We start from the raw sequence: 22,686 nt of genomic DNA on the forward strand, positions 1-22,686 counted from the left end.
ATCAGGCCTCGGCGGCGGCGTCGGCCTCAGCCTCGGCCTTGTCCGACTTCTTGGCCTTCGGGGTGATGGCGACACCGGTGGTGGCGTCCTCGAAGCCGGCGACGGCCTTGGCGAACAGGTGCGAGAAGTCCTCGACCTTCGGCTCGGCGACCTTCAGCGGCTCCGGAGCCGGCAGGCCCTTGAACTTCTGCCAGTCGCCGGTCAGCTTGAGGATGGCGAGCACCGGCTCGGTCGGCTGGGCGCCGACGGACAGCCAGTACTGGGCGCGGTCGCCGTCGACCTCGATCTTCGAGGGGTTGTAGGTCGGCTGGTAGATGCCGATCTCCTCGATCGCACGGCCGTCACGCTTGGTGCGGGCGTCGGCGACGATGATGCGGTAGTGCGGGGAGCGAATCTTACCGAGACGCTTCAGCTTGATCTTGACTGCCACGGGAGTGGAATCTCCTGGTGTTGACGTGGGTGAGCGGCCCCGCCCTCGCGTGGGGTTGCGCGGTGGGCCGTTCAAGGGACACGCCAGCCGAAGGAGAGAGGGGTCCTGCCCGGCTGCCGAGTACTCAGCGGTCCATTCTGCCACACAGGGCGCCGACCCCCGAAAACAGGTCGACCGGGAGCCCCCGCTCCCGGTCAGCCCAACGCGCGCACCTGCCCGGTGCACCTCACTGGCGAATCATCGCTCGATCATCGTGGTCCATCGTGGTCCTGCGGTGGATCTTGGCGCCCTCGGTTCCCCGAGCCGTGAGGCTCCCCGGGTCGCCCGACGGACCGCGCGCCGAGCTACGGACTGCGAACTACGGACTGCGAACTGCGGACTTCGAGCGCAGGCTACGAGCCGCGAGCCACCGGCCGAACTACGCGATCTTGAACGGCTGCTGGCAGGCACCGCAGACGATGGACGCCTGCGCGAGCACCGACGGCACGACACGGACGTTGCGCCCGCACCCGCAGACCGCCTTGACCCGGACGCCGCCCCCGGAGGAGCCGTGCCGGGCCGCCGGACCGCGGAAGGCGCGCGAGGCCCCCTCACCGGCCACCGCTTCCTGGTGCGCGCCGAGGGCGCGGTCCAGGCGCTCGATGGTCTCGGCGTACCGCTCGCGGGTCTCCTTGAGCATGGTCACCTGGGAGAAGCCGCTACTGGCGTGCGGCTCGACCGGGTGCGCCAGGCCCAGCTCGGAGGCCAGGAGCAGGAAGCGCCGGTTGTGGTAGCGGCCGGCCCGCGAGGTGTCCCGGATGTCCCGGGCCGCGGCCAGACCATGGGCAGCCTCGTGGAGGAGCCGCTCGAAACCGAGCCGGGCACCACAGGCCGAGGAGGACTCGCCGATCAGCGCCTCGGGCGAGGCGAGGTCGGGGAGGTCCTGGTGGTAGGCCTGGATGTCACTCCAGGCGGCGGCCAGTTCGGCCGCGAGAACGAGGGGCTGTGTCGTGCTCACGCTAGACCAACGATGGAGTAGGAGCCGATGTTCCGCGTGTTCCGCTTCCCCTGGAATTCCCAGGAAACTCTCAGGAATGTGCGACCACGCGCGAAATGCGCGTTCCGGATCTGACGCAAGACCAACCCCCTGCAGGTTTGGGGCCGCCGGCTCGGCGGCGGCTCGTCATTTCCGTCCGGGGGCGGGCTGTCGCCCCCAGGACGTACGGCCCGTGTCCTGTCGAGTTGACAGGGCCACGGGCCGTACACCGTACCGCTATTCCGTTAATACCGGCAGTTGACCGACCAGTAGGGATGTCGGCATGTGAGACATGCACGCAACAAGGCCGGTCACCGGGCATCCGAATTCCTCGCCGAACAGGTCGGCGGCCGTCGGAACGGGTCGCCCGACGCGGTTTTACGGCGAGATCCTTCGTGGTCGTCCGCAGCTCGGAGGGGCGACCGAACGGTCAGTAGGCGCGCGCGACGAGCGCGACGTTGCCCTCCTGGTCGTCCGTCTGCGGCACCGAGCCGTCGGCGGCGACGATGCAGCGCACCGAGACGCCCTGCTCGGCCAGCTTGGCCTCGCCCTCCGGGCCGAGCTCGGCCCAGGAGATCCGGCCCCAGCCGGTGGTGGCGGCCTCGACGGCCTCGTCGATGGTCTTCACGTCGACCGTGCGGGACTCGCGGCGCTCACGCGACTGACGCAGCAGCAGGGCCTGGTCCTCCTCCAGGATGCCCGGGAGGGTCGCCGCCAGGGAGTCGATCGAGACCGGCTCCTTGCCGCCCGGGATCCGGCGCGCCAGCATCGCGGTGCCGTTCTCCAGGTCGCGCGGGCCGACCTCGATCCGCAGCGGCACGCCCTTGAGCTCCCAGTCGACGGCCCGGCGGCCGAACGGGGTGTCGGTGCGGTCGTCGACGACCACGCGGATGCCGGCGGCCTCCAGCGCCGCGCCGATCTCACGGACCTTGGCGATCACCGCGTCGTCGCCCTTGATGGCCAGGACGACGGCCTGGACGGCGGCCAGCCGCGGCGGGACGCGCAGGCCGCTGTCGTCGCCGTGCGACATGATCAGGCCGCCGACCATGCGGGTCGAGACGCCCCAGGAGGTCTGCCAGACGAACTCGCGCTCGGCGCCCTGCAGCTGGTAGGTGGTGTTGAACGCCTTGGCGAAGTTCTGGCCCAGCTCGTGGCTGGTGCCCATCTGCAGCGCCTTGCCGTCACCCATCATGCCTTCGAGGGTGAGGGTGTTGATGGCGCCGGCGAAGCGCTCCTTGGCGGTCTTGCGGCCGAGCACGACGTCGATGCCGAGCACGTTGGTCATGAAGTCGCCGTAGACCTGGGTGTGGATCATCGACGCGTAGTCACGGGCGTCCTCGTACGTGGCGTGGGCGGTGTGGCCCTCCTGCCAGAGGAACTCGGTGGTGCGCAGGAAGACGCGCGGGCGCAGCTCCCAGCGGACCACGTTGGCCCACTGGTTGATCAGCAGGGGCAGGTCGCGGTGGCTCTGCACCCACTTCGAGAAGTACTCGTTGATGATCGTCTCGGAGGTCGGCCGGACGACGACCGGCTCGTCCAGCTGCTTGCCGCCACCGTGCGTGACCACCGCGAGCTCGGGGGCGAAGCCCTCGACGTGCTCCGCCTCCTTGGTCAGGTAGGACTGCGGGATGAACATCGGGAAGTAGGCGTTCTGGGCGCCGGCCTTCTTGATCCGGGCGTCCATCTCCTGCTGCATCCGCTCCCACAGGCCGTAGCCGTACGGTCGGATGACCATGGTGCCGCGCACCGGACCGTTGTCGGCCAGCTCGGCCTTGTTGATGAGGTCCTGGTACCAGCGCGGGAAGTCTTCCGCCTGAGGGGTGAGAACGGGTGCCTTAGCCATGGGCGAATCGTACGGGGAGCGGGCCCCCGACTTCGAATCCGTTTCGGGCAACGGGACGCCCGGGGCGCACGCCCCCGACCCGCGCGCACCACCCCGCACCCCTCTGGACGCCGTGCCCGAGCCGCTGTTCGCTGGAGTGGGGGCGGGACGTCGAGGGGGGTCGGAGCAGCACACCGAAGGACCGGATGGGAGGCCGCGATGGCTTCAGCGCGGGTGACCGGCACGACCGCAGCACCCCCCGGCGCAGGGCGGCCCGCCGCCCGGGCCCGGGACTGGGCGGAGATCCAGGAGCGGATGCTGGTTCCGCTCTACGAGGCCGTCCACGACCGCCTGGAGGTCGGTCCGGCGACGAGCCTGCTGGGCCTGGGCTGCCGCTCCGGCCTCGCCCTGCTGCTGGCCGCCGGCCGGGGCGCGCAGGTGGCCGGGCTGGAGGCCGACGACGAGCTGCGCGGGCTGGCCCGGAAGCGCCGCCTGCGGGTCGACCCGGACGGCCGGACGGCGGCGGACGGCCGGCCCGGGACGGACGGCCGAACGGAGGCGGACGTCGCCCGCTCGGCCTATTCGCTGGTGACCGTTTTCGAGCAGCCCCCGCCGGGCACCGAACCACGCCGGACGGTGGCCGGGGCGGCCCGGCTGGTCCTGCCCGGCGGGCACGTGGTGCTGGCCGCCTGGGGGCCTCGGGAGCGCTGCGAGAGCGCGGCCGTACTGGACGTGGCCCGGCGGATGGCCCGGCGCAGCGGCGCGCCCGACCCGTTCGAGCTGAGCCCGCCCGGCGCGCTGGAGGACCTGCTCGCCGGGACCGGTCTGCGCCCGGCCGGCGGCGGCCGGGTCGGCTGCCCGTTCGCCTACGCGGATCCGGAGAGCGCGCTGCGCGGGCTGCTCTCCACCGGGCTCTACGACGCGGCGGCGGAGTTCTCCGGGCCGGCGCTGGTCGCCAAGGAGCTGGAGGAGGCGCTGCAGCCGTACCTGCGGCCGGACGGCACCGTGCGGATGACGAACGTCTTCCGCTACCTGATCGCCGAACGGCCCCGCTGAGCCCCGGGGGACGACGGTTCGGGCCGCAGCACGGAACGCCGGAGGGGCGCGCGCCACCACGGCACGCGCCCCTCGTCGCAGACCCTCGTCGCCGACCGTCGTCGGGGCCCGTCGTCGCGGACCCCCACCCCGTACCGCGAGCCCCCACCGCGAGCCCGCCGGCCCTCAGGCCTGGTCGAGCGCCTTCCGGGGCACCCCCGCCGCCCGGTAGGCCTCCTCCTCGTCCAGCGTCTCCGCCTCCAGCAGCGCCGCCGCCAGCGCGTCCAGCCGGGGCCGCTGCTCGGTCAGCAGCCGCACCGCCTCCTCGTAGCACTCCGCGACGATCCGCCGGGCCTCCTCGTCCACCGCGTCCAGCGTGGTCGGTGCCGCGGAGAGCCCGTACGCGCCCTGCGGGTCGGACGGGACGGCGGTGAGCCGGCCGACCCGCTCGCTCATGCCCCACCGCCCGGCCATGCCGCGGGCGATGTTGGTGACCTGCTCCAGGTCGCTCTCCGCGCCGGTGGTGATGACCCCGTAGACCACCTGCTCGGCGGCCATCCCGCCGAGCGCGCCGATGATCCGGCCGCGCAGGTAGGGCTCGGTGTAGGAGTACCGGTCGGCCTCCGGGGTGGAGAGGGTGACGCCGAGGGCACGGCCGCGCGGCACGATGGTGATCTTGCGGACCGGGTCGGCACCCGGCTGGAGCATGCCGAGCAGGGCGTGGCCGCTCTCGTGGTACGCGGTCCGCTCCCGTTCGGCCTGCGGCATCACCAGCGGCCGGACGGCGCCGAGCTGGACCTTCTCCAGCGCGTCGGAGAGGTCCCGGTCGTTGACCGCGTCCTGGCGGCGCTTGACCGCGAGCAGGGCGGCCTCGTTGACCAGGTTGGCCAGTTCGGCGCCGGTCATCCCGGGGGTGACCTTGGCGAGCCGGGTCAGATCGGCGTCGCCGGCCAGCGGGACGTCCCGGGAGTGGATGCGCAGGATGGCCGCGCGGCCGTCGCGGTCCGGCGGGCTGACGGTGATCCGCCGGTCGAACCGGCCGGGGCGCAGCAGCGCCGGGTCGAGCACGTCGGCCCGGTTGGTGGCGGCGATGACGATGACGCCCTCGGAGCCGGTGAAGCCGTCCATCTCGGTGAGGATCTGGTTGAGCGTCTGCTCGCGCTCGTCGTGGCCGCCCATGCCGCCGCCGCTGCCGCGCTGGCGGCCGATGGTGTCGATCTCGTCGATGAAGATGATCGCCGGGGCGACCTTGCGGGCCTCGGCGAACAGTTCGCGCACCCGGCTGGCGCCGACGCCGACGATCATCTCGATGAACTCGGAGGCGGAGGCGGAGAAGAACGGCACGTCCGCCTCGCCGGCGACGGCCCGGGCCAGCAGGGTCTTGCCGGTGCCGGGCGGGCCGCTGAGCAGCACGCCGCGAGGCATCTTGGCGCCGAGCCGGCGGTAGTGCTGCGGGTTCTTCAGGAAGTCGACCACCTCGGTGAGCTCGGCCTCGACCTCGTCGATGCCGGCCACGTCGGCGAAGGTGGTGCGCCGGCCGGACTCGGCGGTGACCGGCTTGGGCGGGGCCTTGCGGCCGAGTGCCCCGGCGCCGAGCCCGCCGGCCATCCGCCGGGCGAGCAGTACCCAGATCAGGATCAGCAGCAGCATCGGGGCCAGTGAGATGAGCAGGTTGGCGAGGAAGCTGCGCTGCTGGACGACCGGCTCGGCGGTGACCTCGACGCCCTGCTGCTGGAGGGTGGTCCAGAGGTTGTCCCCGGCGAAGACCGGCCGCTGGGTGCGGAAGTCGGTGTAGGTCCCCTTGTCGCCGTCCGGCTTCGGCTCGGCGTTCTTGAGGGTGCCCTCGATCGCGTCGCCCTTGGAGTAGATCTTGGTGATGTTGCCCTTGTTCAGCTGGTTGTTGAACTCGGTGTAGGAGATCGTGGTGGCGCCGCCGGGGCCGAAGAAGGACAGCAGCACGTCGCTGATCAGGAACACCACGAGGGCGGTGAGGACGAGGCCCAGCCAGCCGCCGGGCATCTTGCGCCGCGGGGGCGGCGGGGGTGGGGCACCCTCGGATCGCCACGGCTGGTCGGGGGTCTGGCGCGGTGGCACGGGATCAGTCACTCATCGGACAATACGGACATCCGCTCGGCTCCTCCAACCGCAACGCCGCGCCCCGCGCCGCGCCCGGTCAGCCCTGCCCCTCCGCACCGGCCGACCCCGGCCACTCCTCGGCGGTCAGCGCGAACCGCTCGTGGTCCCGCCACGCCCCCTGGAGGAACAGCATCCGCGGGGTGAACCCCTCGTGCCGGAAGCCCAGCCGCTTGGCCAGCGCGATCGAGCGGTCGTTGTCCGGCTGGACGTTGATCTCCAGCCGGTGCAGGCCGAGCCCGCCCTCCGACTGCGCGGCGAAGCAGCGGTCCAGCACCAGCCGCAGGCCCTCGGTCATCCGCCCGGTGCCGGCGAACGGCAGGAACGAGTCGTAGCCGAGCGCGCCGTTGCAGAACCGGCCCATCACGATGTTGGCCACGTTGACCTTGCCGACCAGCCCGTCCGTCTCCCCGTCGACCACCAGGAAGGTCCGCAGGCCCGGCCCCTGGCGCTCCATCAGGTCCGGCAGGGCGTCCGGCTCCACCGGGTTCCACCGGCCGATGTGCTCGGCGGACCGTCGGACCGCCTCGGCGTACGCCACCTCGTCCCCGGCCCGCGGGGCCCTGATCGTCACTCGCATCGGACCATCATCTCGGATGACCATCGGGCATGCGAACGGCCCGCCGTCCGGTCGTAACCGGTCGGCGGGCCGTTCATCGCACGTCCCAGGAGCCCGTGGGCCCCGGGGAGATCCGAGGAGGGAGGACCTACAGCAGGTCCTTGAACTCCTTCGGCAGCTCGAAGTCGGCCGGACCCTTGCCCGCGCCGAGGCCGAACGCGCCGCCCTCGGCGGGCGCCTGGCCGCCGCCGGCACCGAGCGCGCGGCGCTCGGCGGCCGCGGCCTCCTCCTGCGCCCGCTTCAGCGGGTTGCCGCTCTTGCGCTTGCCCTTGGCGACCGGGGCCTTCTTGGCGGACTTCTTGCCGCCGCCGCCCATGCCCGGGATGCCCGGCATACCGGGGACGCCCTTGCCGGAGGCCATCGCCGACATCATCTTGCGGGCCTCGAAGAACCGCTCGACCAGGTTCTTCACCTCGCCGACCTGGACGCCCGAGCCCTTGGCGATGCGGGCCCGGCGGGAGCCGTTGATCAGCTCCGGCTCGGCACGCTCGGTCGGGGTCATCGACTTGATGATCGCGCCGACGCGGTTGACGTCCTTGTCGTCGATGTTGTTGATCTGCTCGCGGATCTGGCCCATCCCCGGCAGCATGCCCAGCAGCTTGGAGATCGAGCCCATCTTCTGGACCTGCTCCAGCTGGGACAGGAAGTCGTCCAGCGTGAACTGCTTCGGACCGCCGCGCAGCTTGGCGGCGATCTTCTCGGCCTCGGCCTGCGAGAAGGTCTGCTCGGCCTTCTCGATCAGCGAGAGGACGTCACCCATGCCCAGGATGCGCGAGGCCATCCGGTCCGGGTGGAAGGCGTCGAAGTCGTCGACCTTCTCGCCGTTGGAGGCGAACATGATCTGCCGGCCGGTGACGTGCGCGACCGAGAGCGCGGCACCGCCGCGGGCGTCGCCGTCGAGCTTGGAGAGCACCACACCGGTGAAGTCGACGCCCTCGAGGAAGGCCTGCGCGGTGGTGACCGCGTCCTGGCCGATCATCGCGTCGACGACGAACAGGACCTCGTCCGGGTTGACGGCGGCCCGGATGTCGGCGGCCTGCTGCATCAGCTCGGCGTCGATGCCGAGGCGGCCGGCGGTGTCGACGATGACGACGTCGTGCTGCTTCTGCTTGGCGTACTCGATCGAGTCCCGGGCCACCTGGACCGGGTCGCCGACGCCGTTGCCCGGCTGGGGGCCGTAGAACGCCACACCGGCGCGGTCGGCGACGACCTGCAGCTGGTTGACGGCGTTGGGGCGCTGGAGGTCGCAGGCGACCAGCAGCGGGGTGTGCTTCTGCGTCTTCAGCCAGTGGCCGAGCTTGCCGGCGAGGGTGGTCTTACCCGCACCCTGCAGACCGGCGAGCATGATCACCGTCGGGCCGTTCTTGGCGAACCGCACCCGGCGGGTCTCGCCACCGAGGATGGCGATGAGCTCCTCGTTGACGATCTTGATGATCTGCTGCGCCGGGTTCAGCGCGCCGGAGACCTCGACGCCGAGCGCGCGCTCCTTGACCTGCTTGATGAAGGCCCGGACGACCGGCAGCGCGACGTCCGCCTCCAGCAGCGCGATGCGGATCTCGCGGGCGGTGGCGTCGATGTCCGCCTCGCTCAGGCGGCCCTTGCCCCGAAGGTTCTTGAACGTCGCTGCGAGGCGATCGGAAAGGGTGTCGAACACGTCGTCGCGGGTCCTCTGCGGCATCGGTCTGAGTACGGTCGTCGCTCCCAAGGGTATCCGGCCGCCCCGGGGACGGTCTCCACCCGGGTTCGACCGAACCTTCGCCGGGCCTCCCCGGGGCCTCGGCCTGGTCCCGGGGCAGGCCTCCGCCGGGCCTCAGCCCAGCGCCGCCCGGACCGCCGCCGCCACCTCCCCGGCCCGCCGGGCATCGAGCGGACGGCCCGCCGCATCGGTCAGGTAGAAGGCGTCCACGGCCTCCGCGCCGAGCGTCGAGACGTGCGCGGTCCGCACCCGCACCCCGGCTCCGTCCAGCGCCCGGCCGATCCGGTGCAGCAGCCCCGGGGCGTCGTGCGCGCGCACCTCCAGCACCGTCGCGCTCGCCGAGGCCGCCGGCGGCGCCACCGCGACCACCGGCGGCGGAACGGGGACGCCGCGCCGGCGCGGGGCCGCCGCGTCCCGCTCGGCCAGCCGGCGGGCGACGTCCAGCGAGCCGTCCAGCGCTCGGCGCAGGTCCGTCCGGAGCCTGGCCGCCTCGGGCAGCTCGCCGAACTGCGCGGTCACCGTCCAGGAGAGCAGCAGGACCGGCCCGGCGCCGATCGGGTCCAGCTCGCGCAGCCCCGCCGAGCGGACCGCCAGCCGGTGCAGGGCCAGCACTCCGGCGACGGTGCCCAGCAGGCCCGGCCGGTCCGGGACGGCCAGCAGCAGCCGCACGCCCATCGGCCCGGTGCCGTCGCCGTCGACGCCCGCCAACGCCTCGGCGAGCGACCCGGCCCGCATCGGCGCGGCCGGCAACGGCGAGGCCGACAGCGACAGCGCCGGCCCGCCGGTGCGGGCAGCCTCCACCGCCAGCCGCTCCTGCTCGGCGGTCGGCTCGGCCTCGACGGGGCCGGGCCGCCCGCCGTGCTCCCCGGTCAGCCGGGCAGCGGCCCGGGCGGTCAGACCGTCCACCAGCGCGGCCCGCCAGGCGCTCCACGCGGCCGGGCCGGTGGCCAGCGCGTCCGCCTCGGTCAGCGCCCGCAGCAGCTCCAGCCGCGGCACCGAGCCGACCGCCTTGGTGACGGCCTCCACGGTCGCCGGATCGTCCGGGTCCCGCCGGGTCGCGGTGTCCACCAGGGTCAGGTGGTGGCGGACCAGCACCGCCAGGGTCTCCACCGACTCCGGGTCGAAGCCCATCCGGGCGGCCAGGGCGCGGACGAGCACCTCGCCCGCCTCGCTGTGGTCGCCCGGGCCGCCCTTGCCGAGGTCGTGCAGCAGCGCGGCGACCAGCAGCAGGTCCGGCCGGGCGACCCGGCGGGTCATCGCGGCGGCCCGCACCGCGGTCTCCACCAGGTGCCGGTCCACCGTCCAGCGGTGCACCGCGTTGCGCTGCGGCCGGCAGCGCACCCGCTCCCAGTCCGGCAGCAGCCGGGTGACCAGCCCCCGCGCCTCCAGCGCCTCCCAGACCGGCAGGCAGGCCTCCCCCGCCCCCAGCAGGGTGACCAACTGCTCGCGCGCCTCGGCCGGCCAGGGCACCGGCAGCGGACGGCACTCCGCCGCCAGCCGACGCACCGTCGCGTGGGAGAGGGGCAGGCCGGCCTGCGCGGCGGCGGCCGCGGCGCGCAGCGGCAGCACCGGGTCCGCGGCCGGGCGGGCACCGCGGGCGAGCACCGCCTCGCCGTCCTGCTCGACCACGCCCTCGGCGAGCGGCTGGCGCTCCACCGCGCCCCGGACCACCGCGCCCCGTCCGGACCCGCCGAACGCACCACCGACCGGGCCGGTGAACGGGAAGCGCCGTTGCGGACGGCGGCCCCGGCCCGAGCGGGCGGCGAGCACCCGCTCCACCGACCGCCAGGCGACGTCGGAGGCGTACCCGACGGTCCGCGCCGCCTCGTAGACCCCGCGCAGCAGGGCGTCCGCGTCCGGCACGCCCAGCCGCTCGGCGATCCGGTCCTGCTCCTGCAGGGCGAGCCGCTCGGTGGCCCGGCCGGCCACCAGGTGCAGGGCGTCGCGGACGTCCGCCAGCCGGAGCGCGGCGGCCTCCAGCCCCTCCCGGGGTGTGTCGGCCAGCCAGCTCGCGGCGATCGCGCGGAGCGCGACGACGTCCCGCAGGCCGCCGCGGGCCTCCTTCAGATCGGGCTCCAGCAGGAAGGACAGCTCGCCGTGCCGCTCGGCCCGCTCCCGGCCCAGCTCGCGCAGCTCCGGCAGCCGCCGAGGAGCGGCCGCCCGCCAGTCGGCGAGGACGGCGGAGCGCAGCGCGGCGGTGAGCGCCGGGTCGCCGGCCACGTGCCGGGCGTCCAGCAGGCCGAGCTGCGCCTTCAGGTCGGCGGCGGCCACCGCCCGGGCCTCGGCCGGGGTGCGGACCGCGTGGTCGAGCTGGACGCCGGAGTCCCACACCGGGTACCAGAGGCGCTCGGGCAGGGCGCGGTCCAGCCGGCCCTCGTGCAGCAGCAGGACGTCGAGGTCGCTGCGCGGGGAGAGTTCGCCGCGCCCGTAGCCGCCGACCGCGACCAGGGCGGTCCGGGCGGGCGCGCCGGCCCCGGCGAACAGGGCGGCCAGCCAGTCGTCGGTGAGCGCGGACAGCGCGGTGCGCCGCTCCCGGCCGCCGGGGCCGGGAGCCGCGAGCAGCCGGGCCCGCGCGGCGGCGGGCCCGGCAGGACCGTCGGAACCGGTGGAACCGGGCCCGGGGGCGTCGGGGGCGGTGGCCATCCGGTCGGGCCCTCAGAGGGCGTCTGGGCCGCGCTCGCCGGTGCGGACCCGGACGGCGGTGTCGACCGGGATCGCCCACACCTTGCCGTCGCCGATCTTGCCGGTCCGGGCCGCGTTGACCAGGACCTCGATCAGCGGCTCGGCGTCCTCGTCCTCGACCAGCACCTCGACCCTGACCTTGGGGACCAGGTCCACGGTGTACTCCGCGCCCCGGTAGACCTCGGTGTGGCCGCGCTGCCGGCCGTAGCCGCTGGCCTCGGAGACGGTCAGGCCGTGCACGCCGAAGGCCTGCAGGGCGGCCTTCACCTCGTCCAGGCGGTAGGGCTTGATGACGGCGGTGATGAGCTTCATCGGGCGTCCACCTCGGTCTTCTCGGTGCCGTGCGCCGACGCCGGCGCGGGTGCGGGTGCGGGTGCGGGTGCGGAGGCCGCGGCGACCAGGGCCGCCGCCGGGGCGGCCGTCCGGCCGAGGGCCGAGCCCAGCGCGCTGAAGTCGTAGGCGGACTCGGCGTGCTCGGCCTGGTCGATGCCGGCCAGCTCGACCTCCTCGGCGACCCGGAACCCGATCACCCGGTCGACCGCCTTGGCCAGCAGCCAGGAGAGCACGAAGGAGTAGACGGCGACCACCGCCACGCCCATCGCCTGCTTGCCCAGCTGCCCGAACCCGCCGCCGTAGAACAGCCCCTTGGCGCTCTGGCCGACCGTCCCGGTGGCGAACAGGCCGACCAGCAGCGAGCCGATCGCCCCGCCGACGGCGTGCACACCGACCACGTCGAGCGAGTCGTCGAAGCCCCAGCGGTACTTGAGGCCGATCGCGGCCGCGCAGACAGCGCCGGCGACCAGACCGATCGCCACCGCGCCGAGCGGGGAGACCGAGCCGCAGGCCGGGGTGACGGCCACCAGCCCGGCCACCGCGCCGGAGGCGGCGCCCAGCGTGGTGCACGCGCCGTGCCGCAGCCGCTCGTGGACCAGCCAGCCGACCAGCCCGGCGCCGGCGGCGACCTGGGTGTTGAGCAGGGCCGTCGCCGCGACGCCGTTGGCGGCCAGCGCCGAGCCGGCGTTGAAGCCGAACCAGCCGAACCAGAGCAGCCCGGAGCCGAGCATCACCAGCGGCAGCGAGTGCGGGCGCATCGGGTCCTTGCGGAAGCCGATCCGCCTGCCGAGCACCAGGCACAGCGCCAGGCCCGCGACCCCGGCGTTGATGTGGACGGCCGTCCCGCCGGCGAAGTCGATCACGCCGTTGCGGTCGCCGAGCCAGCCGCCGTGGCCGCCGTCGAAGAAGAACACCCAGTGGGCGACCGGGAAGTAGACCACGGTCACCCAGAGCGCCACGAACAGGCCCCAGGCCGTGAATCTCGCGCGGTCCGCGACCGCCCCGCTGATCAGCGCCGGGGTGATGACCGCGAACATCAGCTGGAAGGCGGAGAAGGCGGTCACCGGGATCGTCCCGGTGAGGTCGGCGAGCCCGACGCCGTGCATCCCCAGGAAGTCCAGGTTGCCGATCAGGCCGGCGCCCGCGTCGGGTCCGAAGGCGAGCGAGTAGCCGTAGAGGACCCACAGCACGCTGACGATGCCCAGCGACAGGAAGCTCATCGCCAGCATGTTCAGCGTGCTCTTGGCCCGGACCATCCCCCCGTAGAAGAAGGCCAGCCCCGGGGTCATCACCATGACCAGGGCCGCACTGACGAGTACGAAGGCGGTGTCGCCCGCGCTGAAGGCGTCCGGCATCGGCGTCTCCTCCTGACTGGAAGGCCGATCCGCGCCCGGGTCGCTGTTCCGTGCGCCCGGGGTGTCGGCGTTGTCCAGGAGCGTGCCGAAGGCCGGTTTCAACCGATGCGACCGGGTGTTTCACCACCGTGACGGGGGCGACCGCGGGGTTACACCCACGTGAACGCAACACCGACCGTGCCGTCGGCGGCCGGCACGGTCGGTGGGGGTGTCGCGGTGGCGGCTCAGACCACCGAGACGTACTCGGGGATGTCCTGGACCACCCGCTCCTTGAGCCGGCTGACCGCGTCCACGCCCTTGAACCGGGAGGCGGCGGCCTCGGTGGTCTTGCGGACCCGCGAGTTGAGCCGCTCGGAGCGGACCTTGGTGGCGATGTCCACCGCCTGCTCGGCGAAGACCGCCGCCTCCTCCGGCTCGTTCTGCAGCAGGTGCACGCTGGCCATGCCGACCAGGTTGAAGGCGTAGGAGCGGACGTGGTCGCCGTCCTGCCGGAACAGGTCGACCGCGCGCTCCATCACCGGCGCCGACATCGAGGCGTACAGCTCGGAGTTGTCCGAGTGGTAGGCGAGGTCGCGGAAGGAGTGCGCGTTCTCCGCGTTCAGCTCGGCCGGTGAGAAGAACTTCAGCCAGTCCGGGTCGGCGTCGCCCTCGCGGATGTCGGTGAAGGTGTCCTCGGCCAGCCGGATCGCCCGGGCGCACCGGTTCACCTCGCCGATCGTGGCGTACGCGCGTGCCTCCATCGCGTACAGCAGGGACTGCTGGCGCGGGGTGGCGGTGTCCCGGCTGCCGTACTGGGCGAGGTGGATCAGCTCCAGCGCGTCCTCGCCGCGGTTGAGGTGGATCATCTGCCGGCTCATGTCGGTGAGGATCAGCGCGCCGAACGGGCGGTCGCCGGCCTCCTTGGCGGCGTGCAGCGCCAGCACGTAGTACTTCTGCGCGCTGGGGTGCATGCCGACGTCGTAGGACATCCAGCCGGCCAGGTGGGCCAGCTCGGCGGTGAGCCGGAACAGCCGCTTGGTGGTCTGCTCCGGGTAGGTCTCCTGGAGCAGGTCGGTGACCTCGTGGAGCTGGCCGACCACGGCCTTGCGGCGCAGCCCGCCGCCGTTCTGCGCATCCCACTGCCGGAACATGACGGTGGTCTGCTCCAGCAGTTCCAGCTCGGGCTCGGAGAGCCGGCCGGTGAACGGCTCTCCGCCGTTGGCCGCGGTCAGGATCGGGGTGGGCGCGCCGGTCGGGCCGGGCGCCAGCCAGCGCTGCATCGGCTCGATCAGCGCGGCACCGGCGGTCAGGGCGAGCGAGGTGCCCAGGAAGCCGCGCCGGTTGAGCATGAGGTCGCTGCGCGAGTAGTCGCTGATCAGCTGGACGGTCTGCGGCGCGCTCCACGGCAGGTCGACGCCGCCGCCGACGGTGGAGACCGGCACGGCGGCGCGCAGGCCGAGGTCCTCGATGGAGACCACCGAGCCGAACCGCTCGGAGAACAGCTCGGACATGATCTTCGGAATGGGCTCGCGCGGCTGTTCGCCGTCGAGCCATCGCCGCACCCGCGAGGTGTCCGTGGAGACGTGGTGGGCCCCGATCTGCCGGGCCCGACGGTTGACCTGACGGGCCAACTCTCCCTTGGACCAGCCGCTGCGGGCGAACCACGTGGTCAGCTTCTCGTTGGGTTGCTTCTCTGCCATGGGTCCGTCCCCATCCCGCCCGGGCCCCCGGGGCCCCGATCGTGACCGCCCGACGGTTGCGGGCTCTTGCCAGACGTGTCGTACCGGACTGCGGCGCTTCCGCCGCGGACGGACCGTCAGCTCCCCAACTCCCGGCCCGCCATGGCCGGAAGCGGACACCCCGACGAGGTCCGTGTGCTGAACGTAACGCCCCGCGCACCGCCCCGGGGAGCGGCCCTGGCGAAACGCCACCTTTCGCCACCCCCAGGAGTGAACCGAACCGTGTCGGCAGACGGTTCACTAGGAAGTCCCGACGGCCCGGCATATGCAGGCCGCCAAGTCCCCGACGGCACCCGGCTTTTCAGGCGAACCGCCGCCGCCACAGGCGGATTTCGCACCCGCACCGACCGACGACCCTCCCGCGCACAGACGATCCGGCATCGGCACCGCCGACCACAAGGCGGCGCACGAGGCGCACCAGGGCAACTGGCGCACACCGCGCGCCGCACGCCGCCACCGCACCACGCACCACGCACAGGAAAAGCAACACACAGTCACCGTCCCGTAACCATAGGCAACAAGAACCGTTGGGGGAGGCATGGACAAGCTGTTCGGCGAACTTCGCCTGGGGCACCTGCGGCTGGCGCCGCTGGGCGCGCGCCGTCGCACCCGCGCCACCGCGCGGCAGGCGGCCGCGGAGTACACCGGCCGGTGGGGCTGGGCCGTCCTCGTCGGCGAGCCGGTCCGCACGGCGGGCCCGGCCGGCAGCCCGGAGCGCTGCCACTGCGGCAGGCAGCGCTGCGCCGCCCCCGGCCTGCACCCCGTCCCCGGCGCCGGACCGGCCGTCCGCCCCGGCACCGATGTCTCGGTGCTGTTCCCGACCGGCCGCGCCTTCGACGTCCTCGACGTCCCCGAGCCGGCCGGCCTGCAGGCACTGGTCCGGCTGGAACGGATGGGCACCCAGATCGGCCCGGTGCTCGCCTCGCCCACCGGACGGCTGCAGTTCCTGGTCGCGCCCGGCACCGCCCGCCGGCTGCCGGACCTGCTCTACCGGATGGGCTGGGACGACGCCGCGCTCGACCTCACCTGCCACGGCGAGGGCAGCTTCGTCGCCGCGCCGCCCACCGTGCTCGCCGGCCTCGGCCCGGTCCGCTGGCTGCGCCGCCCCACCCGCGACAACGCCGGCTGCCCGCCCGAGGCCCGTCTGCTGCTCGGCACCCTCGCCTACGCCTGCCACCGTGGCCGCGAGCGCACCCGCGAACCCGCCTGGATCGCCTGACCGTCCGCCCCTCCGCCGCTCCGGTCGTCCGGAGAACGCCGAAGGGCCCGCCCCTCGCGGGAGCGGACCCTTCACCGGTGGCACCGGACGGTGCTCAGTCCCCGATCAGCGCGTCCACGAACGCGCCCGGCTCGAACGGCGCCAGGTCGTCGGCACCCTCGCCGAGCCCGATCAGCTTGACCGGCACGCCCAGCTCGCGCTGGACGGCGACCACGATGCCGCCCTTGGCGGTGCCGTCCAGCTTGGTCAGCACGATGCCGGTGATGTCGACCACCTCGGCGAAGACCCGGGCCTGGATCAGCCCGTTCTGACCGGTGGTGGCGTCCAGCACCAGCAGCACCTCGTCCACCGGGCCGTGCTTCTCCACGACCCGCTTGACCTTGCCCAGCTCGTCCATCAGGCCGGTCTTGGTGTGCAGACGCCCGGCGGTGTCCACCAGGACGGTGTCCGCGCCCTCGGCGATGCCCTCCTTGACGGCGTCGAAGGCGATCGACGCCGGGTCGCCGCCCTCCGGCCCGCGCACGGTGCGCGCACCGACCCGCTCGCCCCAGGTCTGCAGCTGGTCGGCGGCGGCGGCACGGAAGGTGTCGGCCGCGCCGAGCACCACCGTGCGGCCGTCGGCGACCAGCACCCGGGCCAGCTTGCCGGTGGTGGTGGTCTTGCCGACGCCGTTGACGCCGACGACCAGGACGACCGCGGGGCCCTCGTCGTGCCTGGTGGAGCGCACGGTGCGGTCGGCGTCCTTGCCGATCAGCTCGACGAGCTCCTCGCGCAGCAGGCCGCGCAGTTGCTCGGGGGTGCGGGTGCCGAGCACCTTGACCCGGGTGCGCAGCCGCTCGACCAGCTCCTGGGTGGGGGCCACGCCGACGTCGGCGGTCAGCAGGGTCTCCTCGATCTCCTCCCAGGTGTCCTCGTCGAGGTGCTCGCGGGAGAGCAGCGAGAGCAGGCCCTTGCCGAGCGAGTTCTGCGAACGGGAGAGCCGCGAGCGCAGCCGGACCAGACGGCCGGCGGTGGGCTCGGGGACCTCGATGGCCGGGGCTTCCTCGGCCGCCTCGGCGACGGCTTCGGCCTCGGCGACGGGTTCGGCCTCGGCGCGGGCCTCGGCCTCGGGGAGCTGGACCTCCTCGACGGTGCGGCGCGGTTCCTCGGTCGGCGGCGCGGCCTCCTCGCCGACGGCGGGCTCGCGCGGGGTCGGGGGCGCCGTGATGACCGGCGCCTGCGACTTCGGGGGCAGCTGCTGGCGTCGTCTGCCGGAAACGACGAGTCCGGCGATCGCGCCGATGGCGACCACCGCGATGACTACGGCAAGAATCACGTATTCCATAACTCCCCAAGTATCCGCGACACCGGTCCCGGCGAACCGCAGGCGGCCGGGTGGATCACCCGCCGACCGGACGGGGCCGGAAAGTGGATCACCGGCGGGTCAGGGCCGCCGCTCCTTCTGGTCCTCCCTCAGCCGCTGGCTGATCACCTGCGAGATGCCGTCGCCCTTCATGGTCACCCCGTACAGGGCGTCGGCGGACTCCATGGTCAGTTTCTGGTGGGTGATCACGATCAGCTGGGAGCTCTCCCGCAGCTCCTCCATGATCGCGATCAGCCGCCGCAGGTTGGTCTCGTCCAGCGCGGCCTCGACCTCGTCCATGACGTAGAACGGGCTGGGCCGGGCCTTGAAGATCGAGACCAGCAGCGCCACGGCGGTCAGCGAGCGCTCGCCGCCGGAGAGCAGCGACAGCCGCTTGACCTTCTTGCCGGGCGGGCGGGCCTCCACCTCGACGCCGGTGGTCAGCATGGACTCCGGATCGGTGAGCACCAGCCGCCCCTCGCCGCCCGGGAACAGCCGGGAGAACACCCCCTCGAACTGCGCGGCGGTGTCGTGGTAGGCGGCGGTGAACAGCTGCTCGACGCGCTGGTCGACGTCCTTGACGATGTCGAGCAGGTCGCGCCGGCTGCGCTTGAGGTCGTCCAGCTGCTCGCCGAGGAAGGTGTGCCGCTCCTCCAGGGCGGCGAACTCCTCCAGCGCCAGCGGGTTGACCTTGCCCAGCTGCTGGTACGCCCGCTCGGCCGAGCGCAGCCGCTTCTCCTGCTCGGCGCGGACGTACGGGTACGGCTCGTCCGGCTCCTGCCCCTCCTCCGGCGTGGACGGCGGGACGAGCTGGTCCGGCCCGTAGGAGGCCAGCAGTTCGGAGCCCTCGATGCCGAACTCCTCCAGCGCCCGGCCCTCCAGCTGTTCGATCCGCAGCCGCTTCTCCGCCCGCAGCACCTCGTCGCGGTGGCCGGCGTCGACCAGCTTGTCCAGCTCCTCCTTGAGCTCGCGCCCGTGCCCGCGGTGCTCCTTCAGCTCCGCCTCGCGCACCGCCCGGGCCTGTTCGACGGCGGCCCGTTCGGCGTCCGCGCGGGCCAGCGACACCTCCAGGCAGGCGAGCAGCTGCCGGGCGCCCGCGGCGACGGCGCCGGCCACGGCGGCGTCCCGCTCGGCGCGCCGGCGGCGTTCGGCGGCCCGGGCGCGCGCCTCGCGCTCGGCACGGGCGGCCCGGTCCAGCTGGTCGGCCCGGCCGGCCAGGGCGCGGACCCGCTCCTCGTGGGTGCGCACGGCGAGCCGGGCCTCCAGTTCGGCCTGCCGGGCGGCGGTGGCGGCCGCGGCCAGCCGCTGCTGTTCGGCGGCGTCCGGCTCGTCCTCGCCGTCGGCGGCGGTCTCCTCGGCGACCGTCAGCCGCTCGGCCAGTTCCTCGGCGGTGGCGAGCAGTTGGGCCAGACCGTCCTCGGCGCGGCCGGCCGCGGCGGTCAGCCGTTCGGCCTCGCCGGCGGCGGCCCGGGACTGTCCGCCGAGCCGGCCCAGGGTGCCCGCCACCTCGGCTCGCTCGCGTTCCAGCTGCCGCCGCCGGACGGCGAGTTGATCCAGTTCGGCGGCCGACTCCCGGCGCCGTTCGGTGAGTTCGGCCAGTCGCCCGGCCGATTCGGCGCAGCGGACGTCGAGTTCGCAGATCGCCCGGGCGGCCTCGTCCACCGCGGCCTGGGTCTCCAGCAGGCTGGGGGCGGCGCCGGAGCCGCCGTGCGCGAAGCCGGCACCGAGCCGGTCGCCCTCGGCTGTGACGGCGCTCAGCGCGGGGTGCGCGGCGACCAGCCGCAGGGCCTGGTCGAGAGTGTCCACCACCGCGACGCCCGCCAGCAGCCGGCCGACGGCGGGCCGAAGTTCGGCCGGGCCGTCGACGAGATCGGCGGCCCAGCGGGCGCCGGGCGGCAACTCCCCCACCGGGTCGGCCGGTTCGGGGGCGCCGGCGATCAGCAGGGCGGCCCGGCCGGCGTCCTCCTTGCGCAGCAGCCGCAGCGCCTCGGCGGCGGCGTGGGGCGAGTCGACGGCCACCGCGTCGGCGGCGGCGCCGAGGGCGGCGGCGACGGCGGTCTCGTGGCCGGGGGCGGTCCGCAGCAGCGCGGCGGCCGGTCCGAGCAGCCCGGCCGTCCGGTCCCCGGCGGCGAGCAGTGCGCCGCTGCCGTCCTTGCGGCGCAGGCCGAGCGCCAGCGCCTCGTGCCGGGCGGTCAGCGCGGCCCGCTCTCGCTCGGCGGTGGCGGCGGCCTCGCGCGCGGCGGCGAGCTCCTGCTCGACCCCGGCGAGCCGTTCCCGGGCGCCGTCGTGCGCGGTGTCGGCCCGTTCGCCGTCCTCGGTGTCGGCCTCGACCCGGGCCCGCAGCTCCTCGTACTCCTGCCGGGCGGCCTCGGCGCGTTGCAGCGCCTCGTCGCGGGCCTCGGCGAGCCGGCCGATCTCGGCCTCGGCGGCGGCGGCCTTGGAGCGGGCGGCGGCGGCCTGCCCCTGGAGCCGGGCCAGTCCCTCCCGGCGGTCGGCGATGGCCCGGGCGGCGTCCTTGAGCCGGCGTTCCTCGACGGCGAGGGCGCGTTCCAGCCCGGCCCGGCCCTCGACGGCCTCGTCGAGCGCCTCCTCGGCCTGCTCCAGGGCCGCGGCCAGCGCCGACTCCTCCTCCCGGACCCGCCCGGCCTCGCGCTCCAGCTCCTCCGGGTCCCGGCCGCGCCGCTCCTCGGCCTGCCCGCCGGCGGCGGCGTGCCGGGCCGCGGCCTCGGCCAGCCCGATGGTGCCGCGGGTGCGCTCGGCCAGTGCGGAGAGCCGGTACCAGGTCTGCCGGGCGGCCTCCAGGCCGGGGCCGAGCTGCTGGACCTGCGCCTCCAGCACGGCCTCGCGCCGGATCGCGTGGCCGAGCTCCTGCTCGACGGTGGAGCGGCGCAGCCGCAGGGCCAGTTCGTCGGCGATCTCCGCCTCGACGGCGGTGCGCAGCGCGAGCAGGTCGTCGGCGAGCAGTCGCAGCCGGGCGTCGCGCAGGTCGGCCTGGATGCCGGCGGCGCGCCGGGCGATCCGGGCCTGCCGGCCGAGCGGGCCGAGCTGGCGGCGCAGTTCGGCCACCAGGTCCTGGACGCGGTTGAGGTTGACCTGCATCGCGTCCAGCTTGCGCAGCGCCTTCTCCTTGCGCTTGCGGTGCTTGAGGACGCCGGCCGCCTCCTCGATGAAGGCGCGCCGGCCCATCGGGTCGGCGTGCAGGACGGAGTCGAGCTGTCCCTGGCCGACGATGACGTGCATCTCGCGGCCGATGCCGGAGTCGGAGAGCAGTTCCTGGATGTCCAGCAGGCGGCAGGTGTCGCCGTTGAGCGCGTACTCGCTGCCGCCGTTGCGGAACATCGTCCGGGTGATGGTCACCTCGGAGTACTCGATCGGCAGGGCGCCGTCGGTGTTGTCGATGGTGAGGCTGACCTCGGCGCGGCCGAGCGGGGCGCGCCCGCTGGTCCCGGCGAAGATGACGTCCTCCATCTTGCCGCCGCGCAGCGACTTGGCGCCCTGCTCGCCCATCACCCAGGAGAGCGCGTCGACGACGTTGGACTTGCCGGAGCCATTGGGCCCGACCACGCAGGTGATGCCGGGCTCGAAGCGGAGGGTGGTCGCGGAGGCGAAGGACTTGAACCCGCGCAGCGTCAGACTCTTCAGGTGCACGCGCCGGTCTCCTCACCTCGCTCGCCAGGGGCTCCAGCGGCGACTGTATCCCCCGGCGGTGCGGCGACAGGTTCCCGGACACGGCCCCGGACACGACGAAGGGACGCCACACGGGGCGTCCCTTGCAAGCTGCGTCCCTTTCGGGGCGGCTCAGTGCACAGCGGCGTCGATCGGGGGAGATCGGGCGGGACTCAGGTGAGAGCCGGCTCCCGCTGATCCAGATCGATGCTGTTGAGCAACGAGTGCTCGCCGGCGACAGCGGTGAGAGCGTCGTTCTCAGCCTGCATCCGAAGGAGCTCGGCTTCGAGATCCTGGACGCGCTGCTGCAGCCGTCGCATCTCGGAGAGCATTCGCGGGTCGGGGCCGCCGACGTACCCGAGAAGCGCCTTTGCCATGATGAATGGTCCTCCACGCTGAGTGACCGAACCGGAACGGTACAGGTCTAGGGGGAAGGGGGACGCACGCGCGGCGCGCACCGGCAGTGCTGGCTGGGCACTACGGCACAACCACCGTGAGCTGGGCTCACGGGGGCGTGCGCCTACCGGAATGACGCGGTCGTGTGCGCGGGGCTTCCAGCGTCTCACCAAAGACGGTACGGGTCAACACGATCACCGCACGCTACCGCGCCCCTGTCACCTGCCTGGCGGTGTCGTCACGCCGGCCGGCCACGAAGGGGGGTCCACCACGTGCTCGTGGATCATCGTTCGATGCGGAGTCAACCACGAGTCTGCCCGGATGGCAACCGTACGACACCGCCGGTTGCCGATCGTTTTCCGGCGGCTCGCTGGGGGCCGGGTGTGCGGGGGCGGTCAGCGGATCGCGAAGCTCTCGTAGCCGGGGCCGACGGCGGTCCAGATCTCGGTCACCCCGGCGACCCGGCCCGGGGTGTCGGGGCCCCTGAGCAGGGCGAGCAGCTGTTCGCAGTCCGGGGCGAGGCCCTCGGCCACCACCTGCACCCGGCCGTCGCCGAGGTTGCTGGCGTAGCCGGTCAGGCCGATCTCCAGCGCCCGCGCCCTGGTCCACCAGCGGAAGCCGACCTCCTGGACCTTGCCGCGCACCCAGGCGGTGACCCGGACCGGCTCGTCACTGTGGGCGTCACGACCGTGCATGCCACCGACCCTATCCGCCCCGGCGGCGGCGCGCGTCACGGGCCGGACGGGCCCTCGGCCGTCCATCCCGGGCTGCGGATCTCGGCCCGCAGGTCGGCGGCGCGCCCGGGCTCGCCGCAGGTCCGGCACACCCAGTGCGGGTCGTACGGGTGCGGCGGGTGCCCTTCGGGCGTGTGTGCGAAGCCCACCGGCGGCTCGGGCAGCACCCAGCGGTCGCCCCAGGCGAGCAGGGCCTGGGTGAGCGGCGCGAGGTCGCGGCCGGCCTCGGTCAGGTGGTACTCGTAGCGCGGCGGCCGCTCGCTGTAGGCCCGGCGCTCGACCACACCCGCCTCCTCCAGCGCCCGCAGCCGCGCGGTGAGCCGGTCGCGGGGCGCCCCGGTGTTGCGGGCGATCCGGTCGAAGCGGTGGTTGCCGTAGAACAGCTCCCGCACCGCGAGCAGCGCCCACTTCTCCCCCACCACGTGGAGCGCGGCGGCGATCGAGCACGGCCGCCCGGGCAGGGACGGCGGGGCGGGGAGGTCGGAGGTCAC

17 protein-coding genes are annotated in these 22,686 nt (G+C 74.0%); 2 read left to right on the plus strand and 15 right to left on the minus strand.

The features are described from left to right. Position 1: 1 nt before the first annotated feature. The 3 genes from rpsP to proS all read right to left on the minus strand — a co-directional run bounded on the left by rpsP (position 2) and on the right by proS (position 3,288). Positions 2-430 (minus strand): 30S ribosomal protein S16, encoded by a 429-nt coding sequence (gene rpsP / locus ABZW10_RS24970; RefSeq protein WP_344337896.1) that lies wholly within the window; start codon positions 428-430, stop codon positions 2-4. Between the two features lie 418 nt (positions 431-848). Beyond that, entirely contained in the window at positions 849-1,427 is a 579-nt protein-coding gene (locus ABZW10_RS24975; RefSeq protein WP_355369627.1) for a hypothetical protein, read from the minus strand. A gap of 448 nt (positions 1,428-1,875) precedes the next feature. Continuing rightward, positions 1,876-3,288 carry a proline--tRNA ligase gene (proS, locus tag ABZW10_RS24980; RefSeq protein WP_355369629.1) on the minus strand — a complete coding sequence of 471 codons (1,413 nt, stop codon included), beginning with the start codon at positions 3,286-3,288 and terminating at the stop codon, positions 1,876-1,878. A gap of 198 nt (positions 3,289-3,486) precedes the next feature. Between proS and ABZW10_RS24985 the strand changes: the two genes are divergently transcribed. Then, on the plus strand, positions 3,487-4,323 hold the full coding sequence (locus ABZW10_RS24985) for an SAM-dependent methyltransferase (RefSeq protein ID WP_355369631.1): 837 nt from the start codon (positions 3,487-3,489) through the stop codon (positions 4,321-4,323). A 165-nt stretch (positions 4,324-4,488) separates the two neighbouring features. Here ABZW10_RS24985 and ftsH read toward each other — a convergent pair whose 3' ends face one another. From ftsH to ABZW10_RS25020, 7 genes are all read right to left on the minus strand, one after another. Continuing rightward, positions 4,489-6,408, minus strand: a complete 1,920-nt coding sequence (gene ftsH, locus ABZW10_RS24990) for an ATP-dependent zinc metalloprotease FtsH (protein ID WP_355369633.1) — start codon at positions 6,406-6,408, stop codon at positions 4,489-4,491. Between the two features lie 67 nt (positions 6,409-6,475). Next, positions 6,476-7,015, minus strand: a complete 540-nt coding sequence (locus tag ABZW10_RS24995) for a GNAT family protein (protein WP_355369635.1) — start codon at positions 7,013-7,015, stop codon at positions 6,476-6,478. Between the two features lie 127 nt (positions 7,016-7,142). After that, positions 7,143-8,708 carry a signal recognition particle protein gene (gene ffh / locus ABZW10_RS25000; RefSeq protein WP_355369721.1) on the minus strand — a complete coding sequence of 522 codons (1,566 nt, stop codon included), beginning with the start codon at positions 8,706-8,708 and terminating at the stop codon, positions 7,143-7,145. A gap of 156 nt (positions 8,709-8,864) precedes the next feature. Continuing rightward, on the minus strand, positions 8,865-11,393 hold the full coding sequence (locus tag ABZW10_RS25005; RefSeq protein ID WP_355369637.1) for a [protein-PII] uridylyltransferase: 2,529 nt from the start codon (positions 11,391-11,393) through the stop codon (positions 8,865-8,867). 12 nt (positions 11,394-11,405) lie between these two features. Continuing rightward, complete coding sequence (locus tag ABZW10_RS25010) at positions 11,406-11,744, minus strand: P-II family nitrogen regulator (RefSeq protein ID WP_355369639.1); 339 nt, start codon at positions 11,742-11,744, stop codon at positions 11,406-11,408. Then, on the minus strand, positions 11,741-13,120 hold the full coding sequence (locus tag ABZW10_RS25015; protein WP_355369641.1) for an ammonium transporter: 1,380 nt from the start codon (positions 13,118-13,120) through the stop codon (positions 11,741-11,743). Before ABZW10_RS25015 ends, ABZW10_RS25010 begins: the two co-directional genes overlap by 4 nt. Positions 13,121-13,344: 224 nt before the next feature. Next, positions 13,345-14,799, minus strand: a complete 1,455-nt coding sequence (locus tag ABZW10_RS25020) for a hypothetical protein (RefSeq protein ID WP_355369643.1) — start codon at positions 14,797-14,799, stop codon at positions 13,345-13,347. A gap of 577 nt (positions 14,800-15,376) precedes the next feature. Here ABZW10_RS25020 and ABZW10_RS25025 point away from each other — a divergent pair. Beyond that, the gene (locus ABZW10_RS25025; RefSeq protein ID WP_355369645.1) at positions 15,377-16,057 is read left to right on the plus strand and encodes a bifunctional DNA primase/polymerase; all 681 of its coding nucleotides are present in this window, start codon (positions 15,377-15,379) and stop codon (positions 16,055-16,057) included. 94 nt (positions 16,058-16,151) lie between these two features. Here the strand turns inward: ABZW10_RS25025 and ftsY are convergent, their stop codons facing one another. The 5 genes from ftsY to ABZW10_RS25050 all read right to left on the minus strand — a co-directional run bounded on the left by ftsY (position 16,152) and on the right by ABZW10_RS25050 (position 22,686). After that, positions 16,152-17,381, minus strand: coding sequence for a signal recognition particle-docking protein FtsY (ftsY, locus tag ABZW10_RS25030; RefSeq protein ID WP_355369647.1), 1,230 nt, complete (start codon positions 17,379-17,381; stop codon positions 16,152-16,154). 99 nt (positions 17,382-17,480) lie between these two features. Next, on the minus strand, positions 17,481-21,047 hold the full coding sequence (gene smc / locus ABZW10_RS25035) for a chromosome segregation protein SMC (protein ID WP_355369649.1): 3,567 nt from the start codon (positions 21,045-21,047) through the stop codon (positions 17,481-17,483). A gap of 191 nt (positions 21,048-21,238) precedes the next feature. Beyond that, entirely contained in the window at positions 21,239-21,442 is a 204-nt protein-coding gene (locus ABZW10_RS25040; protein WP_270143783.1) for a hypothetical protein, read from the minus strand. A 414-nt stretch (positions 21,443-21,856) separates the two neighbouring features. Beyond that, positions 21,857-22,156 carry an acylphosphatase gene (locus ABZW10_RS25045; protein WP_355369651.1) on the minus strand — a complete coding sequence of 100 codons (300 nt, stop codon included), beginning with the start codon at positions 22,154-22,156 and terminating at the stop codon, positions 21,857-21,859. A gap of 35 nt (positions 22,157-22,191) precedes the next feature. After that, positions 22,192-22,686, minus strand: a complete 495-nt coding sequence (locus ABZW10_RS25050; RefSeq protein ID WP_355369653.1) for a helix-turn-helix domain-containing protein — start codon at positions 22,684-22,686, stop codon at positions 22,192-22,194.

The sequence above is a fragment of the Kitasatospora sp. NPDC004723 genome, from assembly GCF_040609255.1.
Taxonomy (GTDB): domain Bacteria; phylum Actinomycetota; class Actinomycetes; order Streptomycetales; family Streptomycetaceae; genus Kitasatospora.